Raw genomic sequence first — 19,110 nt, forward strand, 5'->3', positions numbered from 1 at the left:
CTGAAAAAGTTGTAGCGGAGCATTTGCATTAGCCGCAGCGCTTGATCAATTAGGTTCCCAATACCTTCTCGAGGAGCTTTATTTATAATTGCCCGCTCCGCCAAACAAGAATAATAGAGCGCCACGCCCAAAAAGTGTGGCGCTCTTATTTTTTCTATATTACTGTTGAAATAACGTAGAACTACGCCGGGCTGGAATAATTGTTTTACCTTATCTTTAGTTATCGACATATGAAGTTAGATGGACTGCGTGCGAATGCATTCTCATAAATAAGTTTCATATGGCAGCAAACCAGCTTTCCTTTCATGAGATAAAACCAGAAGACTGTAAAATACCTCTCAAAACAGAGGTAAATGTACCAACCGGCGCAGCTACCGTGCAGGTAGGTATACCTATTAGCCCCGGTCGCGATGGATTTCAGCCTTCATTATCCCTGCTGTACAGCTCGGGTGGCGGTAATTCGGTTTTTGGCATGGGTTGGAATGTACAGGGCATACCCTCCGTTACATTAAGCCTTAAAGACGGTTATTCCAAATATGATGGTACCGATAAATTTTCATTTGGAGGCCTTGAATTAATTCCCTGGCTGGTACAATCAGGGGCAGAATGGAGACCACGAACCGGAGAGAATGATACGTACTACATATATTACTACCGCTCTGTTATAGACTCTTCTTTTACCCGCTTCGAAAAATGGATCCATAAAACAACGCGTGAAGTGCATTGGCGGGTGCACAGTTCCAGCAACAGGATAAGCGTATTTGGTGTACACGCTGATAACAGGATCAGCGATCCACAGGATGCCGGCAAAATATTTCAATGGTTGATCGAAGGCGAATACGACAGCAACGGCAATGCCATCATCTTTGACTATATACCCGACAATTTTGATAATGTAGATGGTTCAGGCAGTGTGGAGCGGAACAGGTTGCTGGCAAATGCCAATGCGCAAAAATATATAAAGCGCATCCGTTACGGCAATACGATCCCGGGTTCACCTGGTGAGCCGGTTCCCCCGTTGCAGCAATGGTTGTTTGAATTGGTGTTTGATTATGGCGAGCACAGGATCGATAATGACATACCTTCTTATGAAACTGTTGCGGAAGGATGGCCTGTACGTGTGGATCCTTTTTCTGCTTACATAGCCGGTTTTGAACAACGCACGTATCGCCTTTGCCGCCACATGCTGCAATTTCATCATTTCAGTGAACTGGGGGCAGGCCCAATGCTTACCGGTTGTTTGCATTTTGATCATGCACCCAATATAGCCGGTACAACACTTACCACTATCCGTTATACAGGCTATAGAAGGGAAAACGAAAATTATCAATCTAAATCGCTGCCACCGGCCTCATTTACCTATACTGCTCCCGGTGTGGAAAGCAGCTTCAACCCGGTGCCGGGAGAAACAGACAGTAATTTTCCCATGGGGCTCAATGGCCTTTCCTACAAATGGATCGATCTGTACGGAGAGGGATTGCCGGGCATATTATATGAGTTGCACGAAGCCTGGTATTACAAACCGAACCTGGGTGGCGGGAATTTGGGTATACAGCAAAAACTAGGGGAGAAACCCAGCATATTGCCAGGGAGTTATGCATTGAGCGACTTTGATTCGGATGGCAATTTGAACCTTGTTGTTTTCCAGGGAAAAGAAAGCGGCTTCTATGAATACAACCGTGATAAAGGAACATGGGATGGATTTACGTCATTTCGTTTAGCGCCGCATGTTAATAGCTTTGATTTAAATACCCAGCTCATAGACTTAACGGGTGACGGCCGGGCAGATATAGTAACCATTGAACAGGATCGCATCACCTGGTATCCTTCCAAAGGCAAGGAAGGATTTGGTGAACCGGTGCAGATGGCCAAACCGGTATCGGGCGAATCGGGCTTTACACCTGTGATTGGCGCCAACCCCGCACTTGATTTTTTCTTTGCCGATATGAGTGGTTCGGGATTAGCCGACCAGGTAAGGGTAACCAATGGCCGTATAGAATACTGGCCCAACCTTGGTAATGGAAAATTCGGAACCGGTATTGTAATGGAGAATGCACCGCAGCTTGATTACAATGCCGAGCTCGACAGCAGTCGTATACGTTTCGTTGATCTCGATGGCAGTGGTACTTCTGATCTGCTCTACATTGGCAGGGGAGAAATTACCTATTGGATCAATGCCTGCGGGAACCGGTTTACAGAGGGAAAAACGATAAAAGGGCTTCCTTACATCGATAACATATCATCTGTACAGATCATCGACTTCCTCGGTAATGGCACGCCCTGTTTCGTATGGTCGTCGGGTTTATCTATTCATGCACAGGCGCCCATTCAGTACTTGCAACTAACCAACGGTGTAAAACCGCGGTTGATAGAACAGGTGGATAACAATATGGGGCTCGAAACCCGTTTTACGTACGGTTATTCCGCCCAACATTATTTGCGCGACAAAACCGTCAATAAGCCCTGGATAACGAAGCTTCCTTTTCATCATGTGGTGGTAGATGCAGTGGAAAAGATCGACCAGGTGGGTAATACCCGGTTCAAACAACATTATGCATATCACGATGGTTTTTATGATGGTGAAGAAAGAGCCTTCAGGGGATTTAACCTCGTTGATCAATATGATTCGGATGTTTACTTAGGCACTTCGGGCATACCCACAACAGAGTTCACCGATCCGGTATGTGTGCGCACCTGGTTTCACAACGGCGCCCCGGGATGGCAAAAAGCAAGAAGTAAAAGTTATTACACGAACGATCATTTCAGTATACAACTCAGCGACTTTTTACTGGAGCAGGCCGATGAGCTGGGACCGCAGGAATTCTTTCAGGCAATACGCAGTGTTGCAGGACAGGTAATACGCAGCGAAACCTACAGCGTGAACAGGGATGGCAACCTGCATGCGCATCCGTTTAAGATCACACACGCCAATTACCTCATCAGGCGAACGCAACCCGCAGCAAAAAAGCAGGATGCCGGTTTTGCTCTTTTTCCCAAAGAAAGCCTGGAAATTATTTTTGAAGAAGAAGCCGGTGATCCGCGCATTGCCCATCAATTGAATCTTGATCACGACGCATATGGCATGCCCGCCAAACAGGTTGCCATCAGCTATCCGCGCCTGACGCCTGATGCATTGCCCGAACAACGGGTATATCATATAAAGGCGGTTGTTGTAGCGGCAGGTCATATTGATCTGCCTGATCATTATGAAGTGGGTATTGAATGGGAACGAAAGACATTTGATATAAAAGATAATGACAGGCCCTTTACAGGCACCCTGTATGAATATTCGCTTATAAAGAACCTGGTAAACGCTGCTATTGCATCGCCCGTTTCATTTGATGGCGCCTACACCGGCGGACAACAGGCGAAGCTGTTACAATGGACAAAAAACTATTACTGGAACAGCGACCGTTCGGCGGTATTGCTATGGGGGCAGGCCGGCGACAAAGTATTGTTGCACCACCAGGAAACGGCTTGTTTTTCTGATTCTTTTTTGGAAAATGTGTTGGGAGAAAAAAACGATCCTGCATTGCCTGATCATGCGCATTATATATACCACGATAACCTGTGGTGGCAGCGGGGAGGGGTTGTTGTATTTGGCGGGGCGTCGCGTTTCTTTTTACCGGTAATGGATATTGCCGCCAATTTGAGCAGGGTAGAATACATATTCGATCCGTACCAGTTAGTGCTGAAACAAATAACACAGGTGTTGGTGGATGACGAAGGAACAGGACTTGCACGTAACACCACTAAGGCTGAAATTGACTATCATATTTGCGCACCCTGGCAAATAGAAAATCCCAATCAAAACGTAGCGCAGGTGCAATACGATCCGTTGGGTGTAATTGTATTATCAACCATATTTGGATCTGTATTGTCGGGGAGTGGCACTCTAAATCCGGTAGGACATAAAGCGCTGGCCGATCATGTACCACCGGCTGTACAGGATTTTGAACATATTATTGCTGATGCTGCAGCATACGTTCAACAATGTGCTACATATTTTTATTATGAATTGGATACGTGGCAGCTGCATCGCCAGCCATTGCGCAGCATAAAGATAGCCCGGGAAGATTGGGTATACGATGGAACCGGCATTGAACAACCCGCAAGTATGTGCGAGGTGCAGGTGAATTATACAGATGGGTTTGGCAGAACTATTCAAACAAAAATACTGGCAGGGGCAGGGGCAGGGGAGGATACCATTCAATATCATAATGGATCGGTAGTGGTTGATGCCGGTGGTGAACCCGTGTTGCATACTTCAGATGTACCGCGGTGGATTGTTTCAGCGCATACCGTGTTCAACAACAAACAACAACCGGTGCGTCGGTTCGAACCTTATTATTCACCGGAAGTTAGGTTTGAAGATGATGAAATACTCGACACCTTTGGTGAATCGGCATTGCATGAATACGATGCATTGAACAGGCAGAAAAGAATACTGTTTGCCGATGGCACCAGTAACCACACCGAAATAACAACATGGACATCCAGGCAATATGATGCCAACGATGCCGTAGTGGGAAGCTTATATGAACTGCAGATCCAAACAGCCTACGGTTCCGGTACTCCCGAAAGAACAGCATTGGAAAAATCGCAGGCGCATAACAATACGCCGGTTATTTCGCATGTCGACGGAATGGGCAGAACGTTCTTTATAGAAGAAAGCGATGAAACCGGGCGCATAAGAACCAGTCGCGTTGCATTTGATGAGGCAGGCCAGGTAAAAAGCATGTTTGATGCGAGGGGACTGGAATGTTTTACGTATGTGCGCGACATGCAGGGCCGGTTATTTCACGAACAGGGAGTTGATGCAGGTTCGAAATGGCAATTCATCGATGCGCTGGATCAACCCATTCATTTGTGGGATGCACGCGGCGTACATGAACAGGTTGAATATGATTCATGGAATAGACCTGTGCTGAAACGGGTAGATGGGGCCTTATCCATGAACCACATTACCGAACGGTTTACATACGGCGAAGACAGTAGCATTACCGATGCTGTTTTAAGGAACCTGCTTGGGCGTATGGCGGCCGCTTATGATCAGAGCGGATTGACGAGTATTCACCACTACGACCTGTTGGGAAATGTATTGGAGAAAGACTGCCGTTTATTAGCCGGTTATACTGGTATTCCCGATTGGACGCACACCGGAGGAGTAACCTGGATGGAAGGAGATCCCTTTGTAACAAAAGTTACTTACAATGCATTGGGAAGAATAAAAGAACATCACTTCCCCGACGATACCACCCGCCGCTACACCTATTGGCCGGGCGGTTCGATAAATACCGTGCAGCTTTCAACAACAGATGGCACATGGATAGATGTACCGGTTGTTCAGCAAACCAGTTACAATGCCCGTGGCCAGGTGCGGCAGGTTACCCTGGGTAACAATGTTATACAGCGATATGATTATGATAAATACAATTATCGCTTAAAAAGAAAAAATTGCTTCCGCCCAGCAACTGCTGCGCTTCCGGCTAAACAATATCATAATATCAGTTACACTTACGATGCAGCCGGACATTGCACTTTTCTCATAGATGCCGCACAACCCAATGGCACTTTACTGTTTGATCAACCCAGGATCAACCAATATACTTATGATGCATTTTACCAGTTGATAGTGGAAGAAGGCCGTACACACCAGTCGTTACAGCGAACAGACTATGCGCATGATGATGATGTGGCGGCAGGCTTTGCCAAAGGAACGCGTCATATCAGCGCCGATAATATGGCCCTCCTTCAATCGTACACGCGCCGGTATAGCTACGACCTCAATGGCAACATGCTTTCGCTTGTGCACAATAGTGGCACAACGCCGGGTGAAATATTCAGATGGCGGAGGGACTTTTGGGTGGCAGGAACCAGTAATCGCAGTATAGAGCGCGATGATCTGAACGGCAACCCGGTTACAGACTCTGAGTCGCGTTTTGATGAGAATGGAAACCTGGTTTACCTGTCGAATGTAAACAGTGTGCACTGGAATTATCGCAACCAGTTGGCAAAGGCGGTTATCATAGCACGCGATAGCGGGGATGATGCGGAATATTATGTATACAGTGGCGATGGCCGTCGCGTTCGGAAAGTATGGCAAAAGCTCAATAACGGGGTAATGGAGATCACCGAAAAGATCTACCTCGATGGTTGTGAAATAAAACGCATCCGTCATGGCGACACCCTGTTGCTGGAACGGATCACTTCCGACATCAGTGATGGAAGCGGGCGGGTGGCGCTCCTGCATCGATGGACAACCGATGTTCGGGCCAGGGAAACGGATGATATATCTGTGAAAAAAATCCATTACCAGTTGTTGTCTGCTGCCACCGGTTCTTCAAGGTACGAATTAGATGCGCAGGGAGAGATCATCAACTATGAAGAATACTTTGCTTTTGGTGAATCGGCTTTTATATATGGCAACGCGTTGCGTGATGTGGAGATAAAGGATTACCGCTATTCGGGAAAGGAGCGCGACGATGCCACGCAATTATATTACTATGGTTTTCGCTACTATGCCTCCTGGTTATGCCGCTGGATGAACCCCGACCCGGTTGGCGCCAAAGACGGTGTGAATGTATACCTGTTTGTGCATAATGACCCGGTGAATAAACATGATGAGGATGGGTTGCAAACCAGGGGTACAGGAGGTGGAGCAGACAGCGACACTGCATCTCGGGGAACTTTTTCCAGGAGGTGGACGTTTCCAGGAGGGAGTCAGGTCTTTCACGACCGGACAGAAGAGCATGCGTTTTTACAGAATTTGATCGCACACGGTGGCAGCAGGCCTTCAACTGTTATTTCATTTGGCGGGCGTGACTATCATATCCATAACCCGGGTGAAATGCGGCGGTTTTGGGAAGCTTTGGATACGGATGCAGAAAGGATGATGAGAACACCCGATGAAGGAAGCACATCAGATGGAAGTACAGCAGGAGGGAGTGATCCCGGTAGAACTGAAGATGCTGTAAATGGTGCCGGTGGAGAAGAAGGAACCCACGGTACAGAAGGAACCGGCGGCGATGAAGCAGGTCATGGTTCAGGAAGCGGAACAGGAAGTGGCACAGGTGCTGTTGCCGGAAGTGGAACTGGTTCCGGGATCGGAAGCGGATCTGGTACTGGCACAGGTACCGGAACAGGAACTGTTAGTGGTAGTGGAACTGGTGCCGGTACCGGAACAACGCCACGTGTTGTAAGGGATAGTGCGGCTGCGCTTGCCCGCCCCGTTAGTACAGGTGAAGGTACAGAACCTGTGCGAAGTGCACCTCCACCTCCACCTTCATCATCTTCCGGAGATGCCGGCGTTCCATTGGATGGCGCACGCACGGGTGATGTTAACAGCGAATTGGCGGCCGGGCCTCCAAATCCAAATGGCAGTGTAGATGGCTCAGCGGGCGGAACTTCAGATGCTGCCCCACGGGAAGAAATGGCCTGGTGGCAAACGGCTTTGATCGTAGTAGCCGCTATTGCAGTAGCCATTGCCATTACCGTGTTAACCATGGGAGCTGCACTCGCTTTTATGGGTGTTACTGCAGCTACGGCCAGCATCACACAATTGGTGATTGCAGGGGCTGTGGCCGGACTGGCTTCGGGATTAGCTTCAGATGCAACTTCACAATTACTAACCATTGCAGTAAGTGACCGGCTAACGCTGCGTGATTACAGTTTAAGACAAACGCTTTTTTCGGGTGTGGTAGGTATGGTAACCGGTGGCTTCACCGCAGGGTTGGGTGGATATGCCGCCGCCGCACAGGGCGCCGTAACTAACGGAACAGCCACCGCAACACAATCCCTTTTAGCAGGTGCGGCTACACGTATGGAGTCATCACTTGTTACCCGTGCCCTGGTAAATGCAGGGGCAGGCGCTGTTGAGGGAAGCGGCATTGAAACAATACGGCAGGGAATTTTTGAAGATCACCTCAATGGAGAAGGAATACTACGGGCAGGGCTGCTGAATGCAGGCATCTCGGGTTCTGTAGGAACGGTTATGGGTGGGCGTGGAAGGGGAGGCCGGTCAGGTGAATCAGGCGCTTCGCCCGAAACCAGTGCACCGCCTGCAGCGGCTTCACCACCAACTACTGCAGGTACCCCGGCTGCTACTGGTTCGGCGCCGGTACCTGCGGCATCTGTACCGGCTGCAGCACCGGCAACTGCCGCTACACCAGCAACGCCGGCAGTACCGGCAACTGGTGCAACTGCTGCTGCAAACACGGTTCCCCCACAGGTACTGGCACTGCCATTGCCCGCTAACCCCAGAAATCTACCCGTAGGTCCCACTGGGGAAAGATTGTTCGATGCATGGGTAGGAGGGCTTTTAAGATCGAGGGTCACTACCGGTGAAACGTCTGACGGTATTACGGATACATTGCGACAGCGTTTCCAGGACTGGGCAACGAGGTATGGTACGGTGGATGGTCCGCCAATTCCCAACGCTACCGGCCGCCAGGTGCAGGTTGGGCACGTAGAAGGACAAGCGCATGTGCTTTCGCCCGAAGGAACAGTAGTGCAGGTTACGCCTCAAACAGCAGCAGGCAACAGATCATGGAGTTCGATTGAAAGAGCACTGGCCGATCTGCGAAGGGCCTGGAATGCCGCCAACCCCGATAACCCGGTACCGGTAAGACCAAGAGGTCAAAAGAGAAATTAACCACATCTATCGGTTAACAGGAATAATCCCTGTTGATCATATCATCATATTGATTTCTTAAAAAAACCAGTTACATAATGAAAACCTTCACTATAGCCGGACAGTTGGTTAACACCAATAAACAACCGCTGCCGGCTTATAAGATTGCTGCCTGGGATAAAGACAAGGAAATAAGCCAGTTCCTCGGTATGGCGTATACCGATGCGAACGGCCAGTTTACCATTACATATGACGACAGCCGTTTTTTTACAGAAGATGAAAACAATTTACCGGATGTGTTCTTCCTGGTGTACCAGGGCGACCTGGTTATTTACAGCACAGAGGGAACGCCTGAAAAAGACATGGGCAGCAAATCGGGCCTGGTGATCACTGTAAATGTAACTGCAAATACACCGCCGCCAACGACAGATGTTATTTATTCAGTAGAAGGTGTGGTGAAACAAAAACAAACCGGTGTTCCTGTAACCGGTATCAAAGTAGAGGCATGGGATAAAGATGTGGATGTGTGCGATCAGTTGGGCGTGGCTGTTACAAATGAAGAAGGATCCTTCTATATTCAATATGATGCTTCGCGTTTTAGTGATACGGGAAAAGAAGACCTGCCCGATGTATTTTTCCGGCTGTACGCTGGCAATGAAATGATCTATAGTACAGAAAGCAGTCCATTGAATGATGTAAAAAGAAAAAAAGGCATTGTCATTGAAATTGATCAAACAGCAACGAACCCGCCGCCTGCCGCCCTGTTGCCCAAAAAAGATGTGCTGAATTTGTCGGTGAAAATGGATGCTACACCCGAAGCGTTGAAAAAAGAACAACCCGACCTGTATGGCGCCATTGTTATGAAAGCCCGGCAGCAAATACAAAAAACGGCGGCGGATTTTTTTGCCGCTTCCTCTTACGATCTTCAAAGTTTAGCCCGGTCGCTCGATCTGGGTGCACTTACAGATACTTTACTACCGGTGCGCGAATACCTTGAAACGCTGATCGATAAAAGCGCCTTGCCCCCGGCAGCCAAAAAAGAAGCCAGCGATGCACTGTATGCGTGGAATGGCCCCGAAACACTGGATGCCCTCATCATGCCGGCCACACCCTTAAGATCAAATGGCCTGTTCAACGACGTTATACAACATAGCGATGTATATAAAGTAGCGGAAGAAAGTAAATTAAGCGACACCATAGCACAGGAACTGATCCGGCGCAACATTACCATTAAAAGCATCAGTCCGCAAACAATCCAGGGCCTGGTTGCTGATAATGTATTAAAAGCAGACGAAGGCAAAACGCTTAACCTGAGTGCGAATATGTATGCGCTGGCAGAAAGTGATCTTACCTTATACCAGGGCATACAAAAATCGGCTGATTCGTTGAAAGGGCTAGCTGCTTTGAGCCTGGATAAATGGAAAGAAATAATCTTAACCGCCCAGCCCAATACGGATAAAGAGGTATTGACAAAAAAAGCATTGCTCAAACAAAAACAAATAGCGGTATTGTACCCGCATGAATCTTTTAAACACCGGAGCAATGAGCTGGAGCAGCCGGCAGTACAGCCGCTAATGGACCGGTTTTACAAAAACAACAGTACACTGAATTTTCTTTTCCTGGATTACAACGATAACAGTGCCGACTGGAAAAAAATTAACCTGGAGGGTTTTTCTGATACCGAAAAGAAAACGGTTACCGGCAACCTCAAAACTAACCAGCGATTGTACCGGGTAACCCGTGATGCTACGGATACTTTTACCTTAAAGAAAAACTATAGCAGCGCCAATACCATTGTTAATGACAGCTTTGCGGTGTTCAGTGAAAAAACGCAGCTGGATGCATCTATTGCCCAACGTTATTATGAAACCGCCCGTCAAACAGCCGGGCGGTTGGGATCGTCGATCGTTAACATCATTGACTGGATCTACAACCCATTGAGCGGTAGTCCGGTTAACAACGACGACAGCAGCGTCAACGATTACCTGCGCCGGCTCGAAGGGTACGAGGAATATTTTGGAGAAACCGATTACTGCAAATGCAGTCACTGTGCCTCCATTATAAGTCCGGTAGCTTATTTTGTTGACCTGATGGGTTTTGTAAAAGAGCATGTGCTGGATGTTCGTTTTACCGGTACAAACCAGGCGCATATCATGAATCCTAAAAAACGGCGTCCCGATCTATGGGATACATTGGTGCTGAATTGTGAGAACACCGAAAACCTGGTGCCTTACCTGGTAATAATAAATGAAGTGCTGGAAAATTTTATTTACACCACTGGCGCGGGTACAGGAAGCCTTCCTCCCGACAGAGGGATCATAGAGCAATTTGTGTATCAAAAGCTAAGTCTCGAAAGCGAAACGCCTTTCCGTATTGCCAGTTTTAACCAGCCTTTTCATTTACCGCTTACCGAACTCAACATCTATCTTAAATATTTTGCTTTAACCCGTGCTTCGATCGCCAATATGTTGCTGGCGGATGTGGCGGATACCGATCATATATTAATGGAGGCAGGTTTAAACCTGAGTTCGAAACAATATGAATTGATCACCCAACAACGTTCGGGTGATATCCCGTTTTTATCAAAGTTGTACGACATCACCATCGCCGGTGATGGAACAGTTTCGCCTGTAGATGTGCAGCATATGCTGGTAAAGCTCAATATCACCCGCGACCAGTTTACCGATCTGCTTGCAACTACTTATGTACAGTCGTCGGTTACAGGTGGCGTACGCATCGTACCTCAACCTGCAGCCGATATTCAATATAAAGCAGAAAACGTAGTGGGCGCTACCGCGCAAACGCTCGACCGGATACACCGGTTTATACGTTTATGGCGTCAGCTGGAGTGGTCGATCACCGACCTTGACAAAGTGGTATTTCACCTGCAGGAAGCCAATCATATACCACCGGCGGGCAGGGACGATCTTTTGCCCGGTCAACTGTTAAAACTGGTTGACCTGCAAAAGAAGCTACAGTTAACCATCAACGAAATTTGTGTGCTGGTAAATAAATTGCCGGTTGACGGATCACCTTCGTTTTTCGACCAGAGATTTAACCTGCGCAGTTTTGTGCATGTACCGGCAGATAAATGGGGCATTCCCAATATGGCCACCTGGAGCGTGGTGTTTCGTCATCCTGCTTATTGGGAAAGCACGGCGGTGCCCGATAGCGGTACCACCAGCACATTACATCGGTTACTGGCTGGCTTAGGCATTACCAGTGAAGAATTATACCTGTTAATTCAACAACTGCAAAGCGTGCTGCGCCCTTCCGGCAGCACTGATTTACCGGGAACCATCCTGCTCAACTGGCAAAACCTGTCGCTATTATACCGCCATGCATTGTTGTTAAAGAAATTCAAACTAACCGTTCCCGAGTTTTTCTTTTTTATACATATCGAACCTTCCATTACGAACGGTTACCTAACTGGTCATCCCGATGTAACGGCTTTCACAGCCTTCATGGATTGGTTTAAACAAACACCATTTATTTCGGCAGAGCTCGCTTTTGTATTGCGGTTGCCTTTTAATGATAGCACCTTTTTCGACGACCCTGCTACAATGGCTTATGACACCTGGAGCCGGATACAGGAAAAAGAAGGTCTGTTGTTTAAAGACACCCTGTTCTCTTATATAAAAGGCATTTCAGAAAGCCAGTCAAAGGCAGTAATAGCAGCCAATGCATCTATCCTAGTACCGGCCGATGTGCGAAAGTACAGGATCCCGGCTGCCGCATTGGGCGTATTTAATTTGCTTCCTGCCGGTGTTGCATCTCACTTTTCGGAAGACCAGCAATTGCAGCTGGCTGGCGTGTTGTTAAAACTGGTAAGCGAACATTTGATATTACCGGCGCCTGCTATTACGATCAGTGCGTTAACGGGGGTGCAGGGAGTTAATGACAGCACTGCACAACAAATTCTAACTGCCAATGCATCAATTTTTGAATTGCGGGCAGGATCAACTACTGAATATACCTTAACAGCAGGCGTGCGGGCAAACCCGGCTGTGGTACACCTGAACATACCTGCTGTTGTATGGGATGTGCTGAGTGCCGGTGACAAGCAGGTATTATACCGGTATATGACCGATCGCATTTCAAGTTATTTATTACCTGGCGCGCCTGAAATTTCCGACAGGTTATTCGCAGGCGTTGCCGGTCTTGGTTTGGATGCGTCCCGTTCAATAATCGCTGCCAACCCGGCCATTTTTGCAACAGTTACAAGCGAAACGCAATACTGGTTGCAAACTGATTTTAATGTTGCTTCACCCATATACATACCTGCCGATATACCATTGCCAGTTGAAGAGGCCAGGGCGTTGTTACTGGCGCGGCACATCAGCACCGTATTGCCAGGACTGTTGAGTGCTCAGTTAATGATAACTGCAGATAAACTGATGCCGCTGGCGCGTTTGGCCGGTTATGATGTGAATGATGCGGCGCTTACTTCGTTATGGGCGCGTATAGCGCAGGCGACAGAGCCGTTAATGGCCTGGGAACAAATGATAGAAGTGTTGCAGCGGATGACTGTTTGGTATAAAGATGCCTACTTCGATGCCGGTTCGCTTGGGTTTATACAAAAACATACAGGAACGTCTGCACAATTATTTAAAGGTAATAGTCCGGCTGATTACCGCACTCCTTCGCTGCAGCTCATACAACAAACTGAATTGTATCGCGCATTGGGCAAACCGGTGGCCGGTAAAAAAGATGATTATCATACCGTATTGGCCGGCTTTGGTTTTGGTACTACGCCGCTTTGTTTTTCAGATACCGTACTGGAAAACCTGGCCGGGTTGTTAAATGCGGATGTTAGTTTGGTATCTGTGCTCAATCATGTAATTGCATTTCCGGCACAGGATGCTTCGGGGGCTGCTTCCAATGAAGGTTTAAAAGCCTTCAAAAAATTTGGAGTGATTACCGGGTTGGTGCAGTTGCTGGGTATTGGCGGCGAAATATTGCCCTTGTTCATTTCCCGCAATTTTGATCAGCTGGCAACAGCCGTGAAAGCCATTGTAACAGCCATTAGAACAAAGTATGGCACCGAGGAAGAATGGGAAGAAAAGATCGGTGTGTTTGAAGACAATATTCGTGAACGCAAACGCGATGCGCTCACCGATTATTTGATCCATACATACAGATACAGCGATACAGAAGCAGGACACTGGTTCAGATCCTCCAACGATCTGTACAATTACTTTTTGATAGATACCGGGTTGATGGGATGTGCCCGTACATCGCGGGTAGTGGCCGGTATATCCAGTTTGCAGCTGTATATACAGCGTTGTTTGATGAACCTCGAGCAAAGTGAAGATGGCCGTATGCATGTGCTGCCAGCCGATATTCCTGCGGCGCAATGGGAGTGGCGCAAGAACTACCGCGTATGGGAAGCCAACCGGAAAGTATTTTTATATCCCGAAAATTATATCGAGCCCGATCTGCGCGACGACAAAACGGAGCTGTTTGAAGAACTGGAGAGCACCGTATTGCAGCAGGAGATCACCGCGCAAAATGTACTGGATGCCTATGCGAAATACATGAAAGGGTTCGAGGCGGTGGCTTCTTTAAAAATGGCAGGGATGTACCACGACCTGGGCGATTTGAGCAGTACTGCTATTGATAGTGCAGAAGATACCCTGCATATTTTTGGCGTTTCCCCTGCATCGCCCGGCGAGTATTATTACCGTACCATTAAGAACCTGTATAAAACTGAGAAAGGCGGTAAAAAATTCAACGTTCAATATGGTTCATGGGAAAAACTAAACGTGAATATCCCGGTGGCTGTTGTATCGCCCATAGTATATAAAGGAAAGCTGATGGTTTTTTGGGTAGAGATACAAACCAAACCAGTAACCGGAATGGTAAACGGATCCAATGAATTTACAGGGTACAGGCATCACCGGCGTTTGAAAATGATCAGCCGGCTGTTGGATGGAAGATGGAGCAGCGTACAGGAATTTCAAATTGGCGCCCCCGCATCGATTAATGATAATGCAGATAGTCCCGTTACCAGCTCAACTCCATTCACCAGCGAAGATGATAACTATACCTTAAACATGTATCCCTGGGTACGGGCATATCCTTCGGTAGTGAATGATGAGTTGTACGTGTCGATTGCACTGCGAAGAATGTCGCTGCCCTGGGATTGGAGTAATGCGGTAAGAACATTGGACCTGTATGCATATACATCAGACAGATTGTTGGGAAGTGTGATCCTGCAATTGGAAACAGAAGAACGCCTGTTTCAGCTTCGTTCTGGTGGCTCGTATGAAATAAACTCAAGTGCCATAGCATTATTGGAAAACTATTTTTCTTATGCCGAAGCAGAAGCAATAAGCCTTCGGCCTCCCGGGTATGTAGTAAGCGGTCATGCCAATATATTGACCAGTACCGCGTCGCTGCAGGTACAGGCAGTGAACGGAACACTGTCGGATGGATTTGTATCATTCGATAATGAGTTCTTTCATTTGTACAAACCTGCTTCCGACACACCTTATATTCTGAAACGCTTAGGAACATCACAGGCCAATAACGTGAACAGATCACTGCTGATGGGCGGCCTGGATTACCTGATGAACCCGGCGGTGCAAAGCAGCTTCAAGGAAAAAGACCTGGGTTTTACTTTCAGCAACGACCCGTTGTTTAACGATGCCCAGCACGCCATTGATTTGGGCACTATAGATTATAAAGGCCCAATGGGTGTATACTACAGGGAGATCTTCTTTCAAATTCCTTTTTTGATCGCCAATCATTTGAACAGCCAGGGAAAATATGCCGATGCGCAACGCTGGTATCATTTTATATTTAATCCCACTGCTGTTGATCTGTCGGGTACTGCGCCTGCTAACCCATCCGACCGCGTATGGCAATACATTGAGTTCAGGAATATGAGTTTTGAAACCTGGTACGATAACCTGAATGATGAGCAGGCCATACAGGCTTATGAAAATGATCCTTTCAACCCGCATGCCATTGCGCGGTTGCGGTTGGGCGCTTATAAGAAATGCATCATCATGAAGTACATTGATAATTTGCTCGATTGGGGCGATTACCTGTTTGCACAGGATACCATGGAGAGCATCAATGAAGCAACCCTGTTGTATGTGATGGCTTCAGAAATATTGGGTAAGCGTCCGGCTGAATTGGGTGAATGCAATACAGAAGCAGACAACAAAACATTCAACCAGGTAAACGCAGTGCTCGAAGGGGCTGCATGCCGTAACTTTTTAAACAGTGTGGAGGATACTATTAACCGCGACCGGGCGAGAGCAGCTGGTACTACAGACAGCGCAGAATACATTTCAGGTTACACTGTTTTAGGCGCTTATCACGAAGTGGTTGGTACAGGATTTTATGGAACGCCTGTTTTGCCGGTAATAGCCGGAACGGCTAACCCGGTAATTGATGTGCAGGAGAGCATAACAGGTAATGGTTTCTTAATACCGCAGGATATTACCGGCATTACCTGGAAGAACCAGGTGGGTAATGTCCTGGACATGCTTTCTTTTCATACCAGCTTTTTAAAACAGGCCTGTATATTTTGCATCCCCAACAATCCTGATCTGCTCGGTTATTGGGACAGGGTAGAAGACCGGTTGTATAAGATCAGGAATTGTATGAACATAAGCGGCGAAAAACGACAATTGGCGCTTTTTGCGCCGGAGATCGATCCCCGCTTGCTGGTAAGGGCCAAAGCCTCGGGTTTATCTATCGATGAAATACTCGATGCAGTACAGGGCGATCTGCCTCCATACCGTTTCGCCTTTTTGCTGGCCAAAGCAAAGGAATATGCAGGCGCCCTGCAAAGTTTTGGCGCTGTATTGCTCGGTACATTGGAAAAGAAAAATGCTGAAGAGATGGCCTTGCTGCGATTGGCGCAGCAGGATGAAGTGTTAAAAATGACCACCCGTTTAAGACAACTGGAGATCACGGCAGCAGAAGCAGGTTTGGAAAGTTTGAACAGGAGAAAAACAACTGTGCAGAACAGGATCGATTACTATCAGCATTTGCTCGATCAGCGGTTCACCGATCTGGAAGTGACGGCAGACTCTCTTTTGTATGCAGGGTATGGATTGAAACTGGCGGCTGTTCCTTTTGGCTGGGCAAGTGTAGCAATGGCTATACCGCCCAGCATTATGGGTATGGCGTTTAGTAACCCTACTTCCGGTATAAAAAATGGATTTCAGATCACTATGACCACATTGAATGCCATCGGCGAGTTAAGTCAGCTGGCATCAGGTACCGTTGGCAAATACGCTGGTTACGACAGAAGAGAGGAGGGATGGAGATTCAGTTTGCAGCAGAGCCGGAATGAGCTCAATGAGCTGGAAAAACAAATTGAAGGGGCAACTATCAGAATAGAAATTTCGCAAAGATCATTGGAATTGCATGAAAAGAGCATCGACCAGCAACAGGAGGTGTATGAATTTTACCGCGATAAATTTACCAACCTGGGTTTGTATACCTGGATGACAACACAATTGCAGCGTTTGTATCGCGAAGCGTATCAAAACACCATCACGGTAGCACGGATGACAGAAAGAGCGTACCGTTTTGAACGCAACGATGAAACATCGGTGCTGCTCGATGGCAATTACTGGGATGCTTCAAGGACCGGGTTGATGGCGGGGGAAAGATTAATGAATGCGCTGCGCGAAATGGAATTGCGTTATATGGAAACAAATACCCGCAGCATGGAACTGGACCAGGCTTTCTCCTTAACACAAATTGATCCGCAGGCGCTGCTGTCGCTCAAACTAACCGGCGAATGTGAATTTACCATACCTGAATTTTATTTCGATCTTTTTTATCCCGGGCAATACAAAAGAAGAATGAAATCGGCCCGTTTAACTATTCCCTGTGTAACTGGTCCGTATAGCAATGTAAGCGCCCTGCTTACTTTAAAAAGCAGTTACATTCGTAAAAAACCTGTACTCAACAGCGCCGGTGGTGAGCTTACGCTGGTGCCGCCCTCGCGTTCAACCAGCATCGCTACCAGTACGGCGCAAAACGACAGCGGTGTGTTTAAGCTCGATTTTCGCGATGAGCGCTATATGCCATTCGAAGGTGCCGGTGCGGTTGAAAGCACCTGGGAATTGAAATTGCCAAAGAACCTGAGGCCTTTTGATTATGCAACCATCAATGATGTGATCGTGCACATCAGCTATACGGCTGAATATGATGGTGCGTTCAGGCAAAGGGTAGAGGATCACAACCAATACCTCGACACGCTGATCACCAGTTCAGATTTTTCGTTGCCGCGGGTATTTAGTTTGCGCCAGGAATTTTCACAAACCTTCCACCGGTTATTGCATAGTCCGTTAAATGAGATCATCCGCATGGAGTTTTCCGAAAAACATTTCCCCTTGTTCTTACAGGGAAAAAAACTGGAAATACTGGAAGCAACGCTAAACATCGAGATCAATGAGAACGGATTCCGCACAGCAGCAGGTAATGTGGAAGTGCCAGGTATATTAAACGCAGGCATCAACTTCCGCGGCAATGGAACCGGAACAACAGCCATCACTTCCTTAACAAAAGCAGCCGGAATGAACCTGTATACGACAACCATATGGCCAGTCACCGGAAGCTCGCAGCCATTTGCAGCCTTTATGCCAGCCAGCCAGCCGTTGCCCATTACCCTGCAAATTACCAGTAGCGGTATGCTGTCGTTAACCGATCCTATGCCCGGCGATCCTTCTGCATTGGATGATCGTAAGGTAAAGGATGTGTATCTTTTTGTAAAATATCATGTAGTTGCTGAATCGTAAAACTATAAAAATAAAGCACCTTTGCCTGCAAATCAGTATAAGGTGAACAAATGCTTTTTATTTCTCGCAACACTTATAGTTGTATCGTTTATTGCCTGCCAACCGGTTCAAAAAACGGTAAATGATGATAATAATTTTGTTCAGTATGTGAATCCATATATCGGTACCGAAGGGCATGGACACGTGTTCCTGGGAGCCAATGTGCCTTTTGGCGCTGTTCAGCTTGGGCCTTCGAATATCATGCAAACGTGGGATCACCTTAACGGGTGGGACTGTACTCAGTAGTTTCTATGGCCTCTTCGGCCTTCTCCATTATCTTTAGTGATTCAGAATAAACAGTGCTCATATTACGATGCCATCATTTCTTATATCCTGGTAAACACCTTGCATAGAAGTCTGCTTTTTGAATTGATCGTCCTGCTAATTGAATTGAACGTCCTGCTAATTGAATTACACAGCCCGCTAATTGAATTGATCGTCCTGCTAATTGAATTGAACGTCCTGCTAATTGAATTACACAGCCCGCTAATTGAATTAAACGGTCTGCTAATTGAATTGAAAGTGCTTTGAATTTAATTGACCGCCCTTCCAAATGAAAAAATTGCTTGTTCTTTTTACGTGCCATTCTTTTCAAAAACAAGTTCGTGTAATAACCTACGTGATCTGCCGGTCATAGCATTTGTCTGTTCCATTTATCAAAAAAAGCAT

Annotated in this window: 4 protein-coding genes; 3 read left to right on the forward strand and 1 reads right to left on the reverse strand. The window is 47.2% G+C overall.

What is annotated here, in order from left to right:
- Positions 1 to 280: 280 nt before the first annotated feature.
- The 3 genes from A3860_RS28580 (at position 281) to A3860_RS28590 (ending at position 18,687) form a co-directional block, all read left to right on the forward strand.
- The gene (locus A3860_RS28580) at positions 281 to 8,653 is read left to right on the forward strand and encodes a SpvB/TcaC N-terminal domain-containing protein (RefSeq protein WP_081153137.1); all 8,373 of its coding nucleotides are present in this window, start codon (positions 281 to 283) and stop codon (positions 8,651 to 8,653) included.
- Between the two features lie 77 nt (positions 8,654 to 8,730).
- The gene (locus tag A3860_RS28585; protein ID WP_081153140.1) at positions 8,731 to 18,402 is read left to right on the forward strand and encodes a Tc toxin subunit A-related protein; all 9,672 of its coding nucleotides are present in this window, start codon (positions 8,731 to 8,733) and stop codon (positions 18,400 to 18,402) included.
- 21 nt (positions 18,403 to 18,423) lie between these two features.
- Positions 18,424 to 18,687 (forward strand): hypothetical protein, encoded by a 264-nt coding sequence (locus A3860_RS28590; protein ID WP_081153143.1) that lies wholly within the window; start codon positions 18,424 to 18,426, stop codon positions 18,685 to 18,687.
- A 73-nt stretch (positions 18,688 to 18,760) separates the two neighbouring features.
- On the opposite strand, the gene A3860_RS40680 is transcribed toward A3860_RS28590, so the two are convergent.
- Complete coding sequence (locus tag A3860_RS40680; RefSeq protein WP_143774304.1) at positions 18,761 to 19,027, reverse strand: hypothetical protein; 267 nt, start codon at positions 19,025 to 19,027, stop codon at positions 18,761 to 18,763.
- Between the last annotated feature and the right edge of the window lie 83 nt (positions 19,028 to 19,110).

Origin of the sequence: Niastella vici, from assembly GCF_002077945.1 — a bacterium.
In the GTDB taxonomy this organism is placed as follows: Bacteria; Bacteroidota; Bacteroidia; order Chitinophagales; family Chitinophagaceae; genus Niastella; species Niastella vici.